The following is a 12,473-nucleotide window of genomic DNA, read 5'->3' as shown; positions in this document are numbered from 1 at the left end:
GCCTGAACAGCCAGGGGTGTCGATGGAAGGGTCAGCGCGGCACACTCGGGACATGCCGGAGCGCACCGACCTCGCCACTCTCATCGCCGGCCATGGCAGGGTGATAGAAATGATCAACTCTGGGGAGGCCGGGCTGCCGGTCCTGAACCGGCTGCTCCAGTTGGTGCGGCCGGCCGTCGGGGCGGCCAGCACAGCGTTCGTGGAGTTCGCGCCCAAGGGCGGCCGGGTGATCGCCGCGACCGAGGGCGCCGAGTGGGCCGTCGGCCGCCCGGTGTCGCCCACCGACCCCGCCACCGTCTGCCTGCTCTCCGGCACCCGCGTCCGCGACATCCGGGTGGACCGGATCCCCGGCCCGGTCGGCCAGGAGCTTGTCGACCGGGGGCTGCGCCGGATGGTGGCCGCGCGGGCCGAGATCGGCGGGCTCACCGTCGGCACCCTGCACGCCTTCTACCTCGACCACGACGAGTCGACGGCCGCCGGGCAACACGAGGTGATGGCGTACATCGCCGCCTGCATCGCCCACATGTACGGCGACCAGACCGGCCTGCCGGTGCACGGCGACGGCCCGGTGGTGGCGGCGCTGGCCGACGGGCTGGCCGTGGTCGACCGGGGCGGCCACGTCAGGCTGTGGAACCCGGCCGCCGCCGAGGTGACCGGCCTCTCGGCCGCCGAGGCACTGAACCGTCCGCTGCCGTTCCCGCTCCCCCCGTCCGGTCAGGTCCTCGACCACCGCCTGCCGGACGGCCGCTGGCTGAAGATCACCTCGGGGGAGCTGCCCGGCCCGGGCGCGCTGTGGGTGGTCACCTTCCGGGACATCACCGACCAGCAGCTACGCGATCAGGACCGGGATCTCTTCGTCGCGGTCACCAGCCACGAGCTGCGCACCCCGGTCACCGTCATCAAGGGGTACGCGGACACCCTCACCGACCACTGGGACTCGCTGACCGACGTCGACCGGCGGCACGCCGCCCGGGTCATCGGGCAGCGGGCCAACGAACTGGCCCGGCTGGTCGACCGGCTGCTCACCTCCGCCACCGAGGGACGCCCCGGCGAGTCGCTGGCCCCGTTCGACCTCGGCGACGCGCTCCCGTCGGCGGTGGCGGACCTGCCCGCAGACCTGCGCCGCCGGGTCGTGCTGGACGTGCCGGCCGGCCTGCCGAGGGCGGTCGGCGAGCGGCAGAGCCTGACCACGGTGCTGACCGAGCTGTGCACCAACGCCGACAAGTACTCCCCGCCCGACTCCCCGATCGAGATCGCCGCCACCGGCAACGAGCAGACCGTGTCGTTCCGGGTCAGCGACCGGGGCATCGGCATCCGGCCGGAGCATGTGGAGCGGGCCTTCGACCGGTTCTGGCAGGGCGAGTCCGGCGACCGCCGGGGCTACCCGGGCGCCGGGCTCGGCCTGTACCTCGTCCGCCGGATCGTCGAACAACAGAACGGATGGGTATCCCTCCGGCCGAGGGCAGGTGGCGGTACGGTCGCAGAGGTGCGGCTACCACGCGTGAGCGCGGCCGGGCCGCCGCCCGAAAGGCGTGAAGGAGCGCGGTGACCTCAGGGCCGGTCCAGCGGTCGTGGTGCGTGGTGGTGCCGCACCATCCCACCGGCGCGCGCCTGGCCCGGCACCGGTTCGCCGACGAGCTGGCCGGCCTCGTCCCCGCGGTGCTGCTGGCCGACCTGGTGGCCGTCCTGGCCGAGCTGGTCGGCAACGCGATCCGGCATGCGGAGCCGCTCCCCGGCGGGGTGGTCCGGGTGGCCTGGCGGCTGAGCCCGGCCCCCGGCGACGGGCACCTCGTCCAGCTCCGGGTCACCGACGGCGGGGCGGGCACCGGGCCCCGGATGCGGGCCGCCAGCCAGGACGCCGTGGACGGCCGGGGCCTGCACATCGTCTCCGGCCTGGCCAGCAGCTGGGGCGTCGACCGGGACGGCCTCGGGCAGAGCGTCTGGGCCCAGTTCGACCCCGCCGGCACCCCCAACCCGGGCCTCGTCGCCGCCGGCTGATCCCCGTCCCGCCGAGCGGGGCGGGTCGGGTCCGCCGCCTCCGGTGGGGCCTCTAGGCTGATTCGCCGTGAGCAAGCGTCGAAAGAGCCAGCGGGCCGCCGAAGCCATCCCCAAGCGGGAAAAGGTACGGGACGTCTTCGTCCCCCGACCGTTCGAAGGGCTGACCGACGAGCCGGAGTGGATCGCGCTGCGCGAGCTGGTTCCGGCCGCGTCCGCGCCCCTGAGGCTCGTCCCCGAACTGGTCGAGGAGCACGGCGACCGAACCGTGACCCTGGCCACCGTGCTGCCCATGGCGGCCCCGGCGATGACGAAGGCCGACGGCCGGGTCTTCGTCGGTCTCCAGCGCCACCAGCAGTCCGGCGACGTCTCCCGGGACCTGGCCGAGGCGCTGCTCTGCGCGCTGCGCGCCGAGCCCGGCAAGACGGTCACGGTGCCGCCGCTGCCGGGCCTCGGCCCCCGGCTCCAGGACATCCTGGTCGACGGGCCGCTGGACATCGCCATGCACGAGGGCTTCGAGTTCTGGCTCGACCCGGGTGCCACCGACGACCCGACCGTCCAGGCCTCGCTGGAGCGGGCCAACGCGGCGATCTACCCGACCGTACGGCTCGCCGCGGCGCGGGCCGCGTACTGGTGCCAGGTGCCGGAGAAGGCACACGTGCGTTGGGTGCTCCCGGACGACGAGGACGCCGCCCTGGACGCGCTGGCCCGGCTGAGCACTGCGGGCACGCTGCCCCTCGCCGGGAACACGAAGTTCGCCGGCATGTTCCGCGCCCACGGCCGTCTCGTGCCCGTCTGGGACCTGCCCGAGGACGTCCCGGCCGTCGAGTGGGAGGAGCCGGTGACCGAGTTCGCCAAGCGTTACGCCGAGGCCCTGGCGACCGGCGAGCCGCTGGACGCGGCGGGCCGCCGGGCCCGGCACGGCTTGCTCGGCCGCCAGCTCACCCTCCGCTGAGTCGCCTACGCGGGACGTCGGAAGGGCCCCTGTCGACGCCTGGCGTGGGCAGGGGCCCCCTGCCCTACCGGTTGAGGGGTTCGCGGACCAGGGGGCAGGACATGCACCTCGGGCCGCCCCGGCCGGAGCCCAGCTCGGAGCCGGCGATCGGGATGACCTCGATGCCGGCCCGTTCGAGCTGGGCGTTGGTGCCGGTGTTGCGTTCGTAGCCGACACACAGCCGCGGGGCCAGCGCGAGGGTGTTGTTGCCGTCGTCCCACTGTTCCCGCTCGGCGGTGACCGGGTCGAGGCCGGTGTCGATGACCCGGAGCTGGTCGAGGTCCATCGCGTCGGCGGCGGCTCGCAGGAACGGCGCGGGCCCGTCCACCCGCAGCTCGCCGTCCGGCCCGGCCACCACCGTGTACGCGGCCAGGGTGCTCGCCACGTTCGCGTACATCAGCACGGCGTCGACGTCGACCATCGTGCAGATCGTGTCCAGGTGCATGGTGGCCCGTTCCTGGGCGATCGGGACGACCAGGATGGTATGCGCCAGCCCGGCGGCGAAGACCCGCCGGCCGAGCCGTTCCGCCCCGGCGGGCGTGGTCCGCTCGCCCACCCCGACCGCCAGCACCCCGGGGGCCAGCAGCAGCACGTCGCCGCCCTCCAGGTGCTCCAGCCCTGGCTCGTAGACGAACTCGGTGCCGACGAAGCGCGGGTGGTGCCGGTAGATCGCGTCGGTGAGGGTGGTCTCCCGGCGACGGGCCGGCATGGCCAGGCTGGTCACCCCGACACGGTCCCCGATCCACAGTGAGGAGTCCCGGGTGAACAGCAGGTTGGGCAGCGGGTCGATGACGAACTCGTGCCGGTCCATCAGGGCGTAGACCAACCCACCCGGCCGCTCCTGGCTGATCCGCAGTTCCTCGTGGGCGAGCCCGGCGATGAGCACGTCGGCGAGGGCGGCCGGGTCGAGGTAGGCGAGATGGTCGGCGACCCGGCGGCGCAGGGTGTCGCCGAGCCGGGGCGAGCTGAGCACCTGCTCGGTCAGTTCGGCGCGGGCCTCGCCGACGGCCAGCGTCTCGGCCAGTAGGGTGGCGAGGTGGAGCACCTCCACCCCACGTTCGCGCAGGGCGGAGGCGAAGGCGTCATGCTCCTCCTGCGCCCTTCCCACCCATGGGATAGCGTCGAAGAGGAGAGAGTCGTTGTTGCGCGGGGTGAGTCGGGCCAGCTCCGGCCCGGGTCGGTGCAGCAGCACCGTGCCGAGGCGGCCGACTTCGCTGTCCACGTAGTGGGTCACACGGCCAAGGGTAGGGCAGGGTTTGGCGGCATCCGATAAAACATCTGGGGATGAATATGGCATTCATCCACACTCACTCCGGCGCTCCGACTTGCCGGGTACCCGGTATGTCGACGTAGGGTAGTGAGGACATAACTTCGAGGGACCTTTTGCCGGAGGTCGCGATGACTGTCTTTCCCGCACGCCGAGCCGCGCCCACCTCGCGGGCACTGCCGCCCGTGTCGGTGCCGCACCCCCGCGCCGAGGCGCCGGGGGCGCTCGAGCCGATCCGTCCGAGCCCCCTGGAGTGGGCTCGCCGTCGGCGCGCCGAGCGAGGTGCCCGCCGGTTGGAGGCAGCCGGGGCGCGGGCCCTCGGCCGGCTCGACCACCTCGGGCCGGCCTGGCACGTCATCGAGTGGCCTCGCTCGGACAACTCGGACCTTCTCCTCGACCAGGGGCAGGACGAACGGGCCGGGTTCCTCGCGATCGGCCCGAGTGGCCTGTTCGCGGTGACCATCGCCGACCACGGCCGGGCCCGGGTGCTGGTGGCGGGGGACGTCGTCCAGATCAACGGCAAGCGCCCGCCCTATGTGGCCGAGAGCCGCCGGGACGCCAAGCGGGCGAGCAAGGCGCTCTCCGCAGCCGTCGGGCTGACGATCCCGGTGACGCCGGTGCTGACCTTCGTCGGTTCCGGCGTCATCAGCGTGTACGGCCTGCCGAAGGACTGCCTGATGGCCACCCACCGCGAGCTGGACCGCCTGCTCGTTGCCGGGGGGAACCGGATCAGCCCCGCCACCGCCGACAAGCTGGCCCGGGTCGCGCAGCACCCCGGCACCTGGATGAACGGCACGTACCGCCCCGCCGCCGACTACCGGTGGTACGACGACGGCCGAACGGCGGCTGACAAGCCGGCCAACCGCCGGTAACGTCTCCGGCGACGCCACGCGGTCCGGTCACCACCCGGAGCACCGGCCGCGCCGTCGCCGGCCGGGTCAGGGCAACCGATCACCGGCGGCCTGGTGGCTGAAGCGTGGTCGACGGTCCCCGCGACAACCGGTCAGCGTGGACAGACCGTCGGTGTAAATTGGAGGCGCGGTGGCCCACGTCGAACTCTCGATCTCGGAAGTGTTCGTACCCGCCGCTCGGACACCGCCTGAGCAGGAGTCCGACAATTTCGGCCAGTGGTCCGCCACTGTGTCCCACGCCGCCGAGCCCTGCCTGCTGATCGACGCCGACACCCGTGTCGTCGCGGTCTCCCCGGCCGGCTGCGAGCTGCTCTGCCTGTGCTGCCCCGAGGACGTGATCGGCCTCCCGTTGCTCGACGGGTGCCTGCGCCTACTCGACTTCACCGCGAACCGGGGCGAACTGACCGAGCAGGATACCGACAAGATTCCGCCGCTGCTCGCCCTGCACTCGGGGCGCCTCGCCCGAGGGCTGCTCCGGGTCCAGGCCTCGACGGCGGGGCGGTCGGACGCCACGGTGGACGCCATCTCCACGCCGGTACTAACCCACGGCGAGGTGGCCGGGTCGCTCACCTTCTTTTCCGAGATCTGATCCGCCCATTGCCGTCCTGAACTGCACGAATGTGGCGCTCGCCGCACCCTTCGTCGCTGGGTCGGACCGGCACCCAGGCCGTAGGGTGCCCTCATGCTCGATGTCGCTCTGCTGCCGGGGGAATACGCGGTGTGCCGGCTGACCGCCGGTTCCGCCATCCGGCCCGACCTGTGGGGCGACCTGGGCGACGGCGAGGTGGTCAGCGTGAGCTGGTCCGCCGATGGGGTCTCGGTGATCTGCCCCGCGTCCCGCGCCCCGGCCGAGGCCGAGACCGACTGGCGGTGCCTGCGGGTCGTCGGGCCCCTCGGCAAGCCGGTGACCGGCACCCTGGCCGCGCTGGTCGCCCCGCTGGCCGAGGCACGGGTCAACGTGGTGGCGTTCTCGACCTACGACACGGACCACGTGCTGGTCCCGGCCGTGCGGCTGGACGAGGCGACCGCCACGTTGCGCCGGGCCGGCCACCGCCTCCTCGACTGACGATCCGCGCCGCCGCCCTTCACCTGCGCGCCTGCGGCTCCTACGATGGGCACGGCCACCCGGCCGTCACGACGCTCTTCGATGCAAGGATCGGCTCGTGCCGCCCACCGCACCGCCCCGTACCGCACCCCGCCGGCCGCCCCGCCCGGCCGTGCTGCTCGCCGTCGTGTCCCTCGCCCTCGCCCTCGCGTCCGCAGGCTGCGGCACGCCGCCGGAGCTGCGCCGGCCGGCCCCGGCGCCGACCGCCACGGCCGGCGTCTCCGCCGGCCCGACCACGCCCGCCACCGCGACCGTCCCACCGGTCCCGGTCCCCCCGTCGCCGGCCGTCCCGTCGCCGACCGCCGGCACCGACCTGGTCGCCGCCGCCTGCCGCGAGGGCCCGTCCGGGGATCGGGTGATCACACTGCTGCGGGGCTCGGCCGACGTGCTGCCCCGGGCGGTCGGGGTGCGGGTGCGCACCGGCCCGCTCTGCGCCGGGGACTGGCAGTACACGGTGCTCCAGGTGACCGGGCACGAGGAGCTCCAGGTGGTCACCCGGGGCCGACCGGGCGCGCTGGAGCTGGTCACCGCCGGCACCGACGTCTGCACCATCGAGGTACGGGTGGCCGGGCCGACCGGCATTCGGACGCTCGCCTGTGACGCCGTCCCGGGGGGCGTACCGGGTGCGTAGGCTGGGCGACATGCCCGGAACACCACCCACCCGCTTCGTCTACCTCGGCCCCGAGGGCACCTTCGCCGAGCAGGCGCTGCGCACCGTGCCGGCCGCCGAACGGGGCACCCGCACGCCCGCCCGCAGCGTCGGCGAGGCGCTGGAAGGCGTCCGGGCGGGGGACGCCGACGCGGCCCTGGTTCCGCTGGAGAACTCGATCGGCGGCGCGGTCGGGGTGACCCTGGACGAGCTGGCCGAGGGCGATCCCTTGGTGATCACGCGGGAGGTGATCCTGCCGGTCGAGTTCGTGCTCGGCGCCCGCCAGGGGACGTCCCTGGCGGCGATCCGGTCGGTGGCCGCCCACCCGCAGGCGTCCACCCAGTGCCGTAACTGGCTGCGCACGTATCTGCCGGACGCCGTCGTGATCGACGTGCTCTCCAACGGGGCCGCCGCGGCCGGCGCGGCGGGTGGCGGGTACGACGCGGCGATCTGCGCCCCCATCGGGGCGGCCCGGCACCGGCTGGCCGTGCTGGCCGACAAGATCGCCGACCACGCCGACGCCGTGACCCGGTTCGCCCTGCTGTCCCGCCCCGGCCCGCCGCCGCCCCCCACCGGGGACGACGTGACGTCGTTGGCCGTCTACATCGCCCACGACCGGGTGGGCGCCCTGCTGTCGGTCCTGATGGAGCTGGCCGTGCGCGGGGTCAACCTGACCCGGATCGAGTCCCGACCGACCGGCGAGGCGTTGGGCCGGTACGTCTTCTTCCTCGACTGCACCGGCCACGTGGCCGACATCCGGCTCGGGGAGGCGTTGCGAGGGCTGCGCCGGGTCTGCGCGGACGTGCGCTTCCTCGGGTCGTACCCCCGGCACCGCTGGGTCGACGGGGCGGGCGAACGGCCGGTCCCCGCGCCGGCCGGCCTCTCGGACGCCGACTACGCCGACGCGGCGGCCTGGCTGGCCCGGCTGCGTGCCGGCGAGCTGAACTGAGACCGGGGTGCCCGGTTGCGACGGGCACCCCGCCCCGGTCAGCTCAGCAGGCCGCCGAGCAGGCCGCCCTGCTGCTCCTGGGCGCCGCTGCCGGCGACCGGCGGCTCCTCGGAGGGCTGCACCACCACGAAGCCCTGCCCGGCGAAGCTCATCGTGAACGCCTCGCCGGTGGTGCGGCCCAGCAGCGAGCCCAGGCCGAACTGCTCGGCCCGGTGGTAGCCGGTCTGAAGGTTGGCCGACCAGCAGACGGCGGCCTGCGGGTCGACGTACGTCGGGGCGTCGACGTTGAGCACCACCGGGGTGCCCTTCGTGGTGATCGCGATCCGGCCGTGGCCGGTGAAGACGCAGTTGAACAGGCCGGACGAGGAGGCCATCCCGGCGCCGCCCACCATCCGGATGTCGTACTGGAGGGTGGAGTCGAAGGCCAGCACGCTGGAGCCGTTGATGGACAACGCGTCGCCCGGCTCCAGGTCGACGATGTGCACGTCCTTGGCCAGCTCGGCGAGGAAGACGTCGCCTCGGCCGCTGAGCTTCATGAGCGGGACGCCCTCGCCGGTGAGCTTCTGCTTGAGGAATTTGCCCAGGCCGCCGGAGCCGAGCGCCTGGAACTGCACCTGGCCCTGGTAGGCGACCATCGACCCGACCCGGGCCATCGCCTCGCCGTTGAGCTCGATCTTCAACATCTTGGAGTTCTGCAGCCGCATACCGGGCTGGGCGGACTCCTTCTCCAGGTTCTCTGCGGAGAACAGCGCGCTGCGCATGGAAGTGCCTCCTGAGTCGGGGTGTTCTGCTCGGAGGGTAGGTGACAAGCGCAACCGGCGGGGATCGACCGAGCGGGACCGCCGGGCCGGCCCGGTGACGCTCGCCGGTGGGGCGGCACCGGGGTGGATCTCAGCCCCAGCCGAGGTCGTGCAGCCGGTCGTCGTCGATGCCGAAGTGGTGGGCGATCTCGTGCACCACGGTCACCGCCACCTCGTCGACGACGTCCTCCTCGGTGTCGCAGATCCGCAGGATGGGGCGGCGGTAGATGAGGATCCGGTCCGGCAGGACCCCGGAGTAGTCCCAGCCCCGGTCGGTGAGCGCGTGCCCCTCGTAGAGGCCGAGCAGGTCATCGTCGCCCGGGGGCGGGTCGTCCTCGACCAGGATCACCACGTTGCTCATCAACCCGAGCAGTTCCTCGGGCACCTCGTCGAGGGCGTCGCCGACCAACTCCTCGAAGCGTTCCCGACTCATCTCCACCGCCACGCCCCCATTCTCTCCGAGCCGCCACGCCCCGCCGAGCCCAAGGTCCGGCCCGGGACGCCGAGGCCCCCATCCTGATCGGACGGGGACCTCCGCGACGGGCGGGCGCGGTGCGCCGGAGGGATCAGGAGGTGAGGCTGGCGGTGAGGCTGATCTGGGCGCCCGGGGAGAGCAGGCGCGAGATGGGGCAGTTCTCCTTGGCCGTCTCGGCCAGCTTGGTGAACTGGACCTCGTCGAGGCCCGGCGCCTGGCCGACCGTCTCCAGGTCGATCCGGGTGACGGTCATCCCCGCGTCGGTCTTGTCGAAGTGCACCTTGGCGGCGGTCTCCACCCAGGTGCCGGTGACGCCGGCGTCGGCGAGCTGCTTGGAGAACGCCATCGAGAAGCAGGCGGCGTGGGCGGCCCCGATCAGCTCCTCGGGGTTGGTCCCCTCGCCCTCCTCGAAGCGCGACTTGAAGGAGTAGTTCCCCTGGAGCCCGCCCTTGCCGGTGCGGACCGTGCCGGAACCCTCGGTGAGATCGCCCTGCCAGCGTGCGGATGCGGTACGGATAGGCATGCACCGACGCTAACCGAAAGCCGGGCGGTGGGCGAGCGACTGCGTCCGATCGGGTCCGGTCCCCGGGGCGGCCCCGGTTCCCGGCCGCGCGGTGTCGGCTGTGTCATGATTCGGCTCAGGCCCGCGAGCGGTGGAGAGAGAGGTGGCCGATGTCCCAGAATCTCCCCATCCCTCGGCAGGACACCCGGTCCGACGGCACCGCCGTCGTGGAGTGGGGCGGGCCCGAACCCACGCCTCCTCGACGGGCCGGTCGGCCGCTGGCGGGGCTGGGGCGGGACCGGCGGCTGCCCCTGCTGCCGGCCGGTCTCGGCGTGGCGGCGGCCTTCGCCTCCCTGGTCGGCGAGTGGATGGTGCTGACCGTGCCGAACGGTGGCCCCGAGGGCAACACCATGTTGCGGGTGCCGGGCGGAGTGTCTGACATCGGCGGGTTCGGGACGGGCTACCTGATGGGGCTCTTCGCGCTGGCCGCAGCGGTGGCCCTGGCCCTGCGGGGCACACCCGCCGTGCGGCACAACGCGCGGGTGGCCGGCCTCGCCCTGGCGGCGGCCCTGCTCGGCGTCCTGGTCGCCACGGCGGTCTCGCTCGACGACTCCGGCCAGCGCACCTTCTTCTACTCGGCCGAGGACGGATTCCGGGTCGAGTACGGCCGGGGCCTGGTGATGGCCTTCGCGGCCTGTGCGCTGCTGGCCGCGGCGCTGTACCTCACCGGTCGGGTGCCGGCCCCCGGCCCGCCCGGCCGGGAGAGCGCCCCGGTCGACGGGGCCGACCCGGAGCCCGAGCCGGAGCCGGGCCGCTGGGGCCGGCGGGGCGGCACGCCCCGGTCGGGCCGCGACGCCGACCTGCCGGCCGCGCCGGCGGACCTCACCGTCGAAACCACGCTGCCGTTCGCCCGCCCCGAACCGCCCGCCTGACAACCGCCCCGGCCGCCGAAGTCCGGTGACCCGCACGCCCCCACCGGCCACGCCCGGCACCCGCCGGACGGCGGGCGGGACACCGGGTGGGCGTCCACCGGGGTGCCAGGCCGCTTCGCCGGGAAGCCCCGCTGCGACCTGCGCGGCGAGGTACGGTTGCTGCCCGCCGTCACTCCCGGTCGAGGCACCGACGACCGAACGAACGGGCCGGCGCGACGGCGGCGGGCGAAGGAGGAACGATGACCCGCCCGGGACTACCCAAGCTGGTCGCCACCGACCTCGACGGGACTCTGGTCCGTAGCGACGAGACGGTCTCCGCGTACACGCACGAGGTGCTCGACCGGGTGCGGGCCGCCGGCATCCCCGTGGTCTGTGCGACCGGTCGGGGGCCACGGCTGACCGAGCTGACCCGCAACGACATCCGTGCCGCCGACTTCCTGGTGATGGCCGGCGGGGGCCGGGTGGTCGACCAGAGCGATCCGGCCGGCCCGCTGGTGCTGCGCGACGAGCGGCTCTCCGGCGAGGTGCTGGCCCGGCTGGTCGCCGACCTGGAGACCGCGGTCGGCCCGCTCACCGTCATGGTCGAGGCGTCCGACGAGCACGACGCCCCGCTCTGGGGCGACTACCACCCGAGCTGGCCGTACCCGGACCGGTTCGAGACCCGGACCCGCGACGAGTGCCTCTCCGGCGACGTGATCAAGGCGTTCGCCCGGACCGCCGAACACCACGTGGACACGCTGTTGGAGACCGCCCGCCGGATCATCCCAGCAGAGGTCGCCTCGTTGACCCAGGCCGGGCTCGGCTTCATCGAGATCTGCGCGCCCGGGGTCGACAAGGCGTCCGGGCTGACCGTGGTGGCGCAGCGGCTCGGGGTGGACCCGGCCGAGGTGCTGGTCTTCGGCGACATGCCCAACGACCTGCCGATGTTCGCGTGGGCCGGGTGGGGCCGGGTGGCCGTCTCCAACGCCCATCCGGCGGTCCGGGCCGCCTCCGACGAGGTGACCCTGCGCAACGACGACGACGGCGTCGCGGTCTACCTGGACCGACTACTCTCCCGGTGATGGGAGAGACACCTCGGCTGGTCGCCACCGACATCGACGGCACGCTGCTCGGCGACGACCGCACGATCAGCCCACGCACCCGGGACGCGCTGGACCGGATGTCCGCGCGGGGCACCCCGGTCGTGCTGGTCACCGGCCGCCCGCTCCGCTGGCTCTCCCTGGTGTACGAGCAGCTCGCCGAGCCGCTGCCGGCGATCTGCGCCAACGGCGCCGTGGTGTACGACCCGGTGACCGACGAGGTGCTGCGGGCCGACCCGCTCGCCCCGGAGCTGCTCGCCGAGGTGGCCCGCCGGCTGCGCGCCGAGGTGCCCGGGGTGAGCTTCGCCGTGGAGATCGTCGACAGCCGGGAGATGCGGCACGAGGCGGACTACCCGCTGCGCTGGGACGCCGACGCCGAGGCGATCCGGGCGATCACCTCGCCCGAGGAGCTGCATTCGGTGCCGGCGGTGAAGCTGCTGGCCCGGGCCGGGGAGCAGGATCCGGACCTGTTCGTCCAGGTGGTCGCCGGGGCGCTGCGCGGGCTGGCCGAGGCGACCCACTCGTCGTACTCGGGGCTGGTGGAGATATCAGCGGCCGGGGTGACCAAGGCCGCCGGCCTGGCCTGGTACTGCGCCCGGGCGGGCATCGAACAGCGGGACGTGCTGGCCTTCGGCGACATGCCCAACGACGTGCCGATGCTGGCCTGGGCGGGTCGGGGGGTGGCGGTCGCCAACGCGCACCCCGCCGTCCTGGAGATCGCCGACGAGGTCACCTCGGCGAACTCGGAGGACGGCGTGGCCGCGTACCTGGAGAAGGTCTTCGGGGTGGGGTGAGCCGCGCCGGGCCGCGGACGG

Annotated in this window: 15 protein-coding genes; 11 read left to right on the top strand and 4 right to left on the bottom strand. The window is 73.8% G+C overall.

Going from position 1 to position 12,473, the window contains the following annotated elements; translation table 11 throughout:
* The first annotated feature begins 52 nt into the window (after positions 1-52).
* The 3 genes from OG559_RS12300 (at position 53) to OG559_RS12290 (ending at position 2,950) form a co-directional block, all read left to right on the top strand.
* The gene (locus OG559_RS12300; protein ID WP_405115271.1) at positions 53-1,549 is read left to right on the top strand and encodes an ATP-binding protein; all 1,497 of its coding nucleotides are present in this window, start codon (positions 53-55) and stop codon (positions 1,547-1,549) included.
* 29 nt (positions 1,550-1,578) lie between these two features.
* The gene (locus tag OG559_RS12295) at positions 1,579-1,998 is read left to right on the top strand and encodes an ATP-binding protein (protein ID WP_405116605.1); all 420 of its coding nucleotides are present in this window, start codon (positions 1,579-1,581) and stop codon (positions 1,996-1,998) included.
* Positions 1,999-2,065: 67 nt separating this feature from the next.
* Positions 2,066-2,950 (top strand): DUF5926 family protein, encoded by an 885-nt coding sequence (locus OG559_RS12290; protein ID WP_405115269.1) that lies wholly within the window; start codon positions 2,066-2,068, stop codon positions 2,948-2,950.
* Between the two features lie 64 nt (positions 2,951-3,014).
* Here OG559_RS12290 and OG559_RS12285 read toward each other — a convergent pair whose 3' ends face one another.
* Complete coding sequence (locus tag OG559_RS12285) at positions 3,015-4,223, bottom strand: arginine deiminase (protein ID WP_405115267.1); 1,209 nt, start codon at positions 4,221-4,223, stop codon at positions 3,015-3,017.
* 164 nt (positions 4,224-4,387) lie between these two features.
* On the opposite strand from OG559_RS12285, the gene OG559_RS12280 reads away from it, so the two are divergent.
* From OG559_RS12280 to pheA, 5 genes are all read left to right on the top strand, one after another.
* Entirely contained in the window at positions 4,388-5,128 is a 741-nt protein-coding gene (locus tag OG559_RS12280) for a hypothetical protein (RefSeq protein ID WP_396671924.1), read from the top strand.
* Positions 5,129-5,297: 169 nt separating this feature from the next.
* Positions 5,298-5,756, top strand: coding sequence for a PAS domain-containing protein (locus OG559_RS12275; protein WP_405115265.1), 459 nt, complete (start codon positions 5,298-5,300; stop codon positions 5,754-5,756).
* A 93-nt stretch (positions 5,757-5,849) separates the two neighbouring features.
* On the top strand, positions 5,850-6,233 hold the full coding sequence (locus tag OG559_RS12270; RefSeq protein ID WP_405115263.1) for an ACT domain-containing protein: 384 nt from the start codon (positions 5,850-5,852) through the stop codon (positions 6,231-6,233).
* 154 nt (positions 6,234-6,387) lie between these two features.
* Entirely contained in the window at positions 6,388-6,903 is a 516-nt protein-coding gene (locus tag OG559_RS12265) for a hypothetical protein (protein ID WP_405116603.1), read from the top strand.
* A 10-nt stretch (positions 6,904-6,913) separates the two neighbouring features.
* On the top strand, positions 6,914-7,870 hold the full coding sequence (gene pheA / locus OG559_RS12260) for a prephenate dehydratase (protein ID WP_405115261.1): 957 nt from the start codon (positions 6,914-6,916) through the stop codon (positions 7,868-7,870).
* A 38-nt stretch (positions 7,871-7,908) separates the two neighbouring features.
* On the opposite strand, the gene OG559_RS12255 is transcribed toward pheA, so the two are convergent.
* The 3 genes from OG559_RS12255 to OG559_RS12245 all read right to left on the bottom strand — a co-directional run bounded on the left by OG559_RS12255 (position 7,909) and on the right by OG559_RS12245 (position 9,668).
* Positions 7,909-8,631 (bottom strand): AIM24 family protein, encoded by a 723-nt coding sequence (locus tag OG559_RS12255; protein ID WP_350880112.1) that lies wholly within the window; start codon positions 8,629-8,631, stop codon positions 7,909-7,911.
* A 130-nt stretch (positions 8,632-8,761) separates the two neighbouring features.
* Positions 8,762-9,109, bottom strand: coding sequence for a metallopeptidase family protein (locus OG559_RS12250; protein ID WP_396672076.1), 348 nt, complete (start codon positions 9,107-9,109; stop codon positions 8,762-8,764).
* 127 nt (positions 9,110-9,236) lie between these two features.
* On the bottom strand, positions 9,237-9,668 hold the full coding sequence (locus OG559_RS12245) for an OsmC family protein (RefSeq protein WP_405115259.1): 432 nt from the start codon (positions 9,666-9,668) through the stop codon (positions 9,237-9,239).
* A 149-nt stretch (positions 9,669-9,817) separates the two neighbouring features.
* On the opposite strand from OG559_RS12245, the gene OG559_RS12240 reads away from it, so the two are divergent.
* From OG559_RS12240 to OG559_RS12230, 3 genes are all read left to right on the top strand, one after another.
* The gene (locus OG559_RS12240) at positions 9,818-10,579 is read left to right on the top strand and encodes a hypothetical protein (RefSeq protein ID WP_405115257.1); all 762 of its coding nucleotides are present in this window, start codon (positions 9,818-9,820) and stop codon (positions 10,577-10,579) included.
* A 239-nt stretch (positions 10,580-10,818) separates the two neighbouring features.
* Positions 10,819-11,640, top strand: a complete 822-nt coding sequence (locus tag OG559_RS12235) for an HAD family hydrolase (protein WP_405115255.1) — start codon at positions 10,819-10,821, stop codon at positions 11,638-11,640.
* Positions 11,640-12,452: an HAD family hydrolase gene (locus OG559_RS12230; protein ID WP_405115253.1), complete on the top strand. Its 813-nt coding sequence runs from the start codon at positions 11,640-11,642 to the stop codon at positions 12,450-12,452. The genes OG559_RS12235 and OG559_RS12230 overlap by 1 nt, the downstream gene beginning before the upstream one ends.
* Positions 12,453-12,473: the final 21 nt, after the last annotated feature.

Source organism: Micromonospora sp. NBC_01405, from assembly GCF_045040155.1.
In the GTDB taxonomy this organism is placed as follows: domain Bacteria; phylum Actinomycetota; class Actinomycetes; order Mycobacteriales; family Micromonosporaceae; genus Micromonospora.
The sequence above is the reverse complement of the archived record's forward strand: the minus strand, read 5'-3'. Positions and strand labels throughout refer to the sequence as shown.

Coding starts and splice junctions, on each gene's coding strand:
- OG559_RS12300 (WP_405115271.1), top strand. CDS start 53: ATGCCGGAGCGCACCGACCTCGCCACTCTCATCGCCGGCCATGGCAGG.
- OG559_RS12280 (WP_396671924.1), top strand. CDS start 4,388: ATGACTGTCTTTCCCGCACGCCGAGCCGCGCCCACCTCGCGGGCACTG.
- OG559_RS12270 (WP_405115263.1), top strand. CDS start 5,850: ATGCTCGATGTCGCTCTGCTGCCGGGGGAATACGCGGTGTGCCGGCTG.
- pheA (WP_405115261.1), top strand. CDS start 6,914: ATGCCCGGAACACCACCCACCCGCTTCGTCTACCTCGGCCCCGAGGGC.
- OG559_RS12255 (WP_350880112.1), bottom strand. CDS start 8,631: ATGCGCAGCGCGCTGTTCTCCGCAGAGAACCTGGAGAAGGAGTCCGCC.
- OG559_RS12245 (WP_405115259.1), bottom strand. CDS start 9,668: ATGCCTATCCGTACCGCATCCGCACGCTGGCAGGGCGATCTCACCGAG.
- OG559_RS12240 (WP_405115257.1), top strand. CDS start 9,818: ATGTCCCAGAATCTCCCCATCCCTCGGCAGGACACCCGGTCCGACGGC.
- OG559_RS12235 (WP_405115255.1), top strand. CDS start 10,819: ATGACCCGCCCGGGACTACCCAAGCTGGTCGCCACCGACCTCGACGGG.
- OG559_RS12230 (WP_405115253.1), top strand. CDS start 11,640: ATGGGAGAGACACCTCGGCTGGTCGCCACCGACATCGACGGCACGCTG.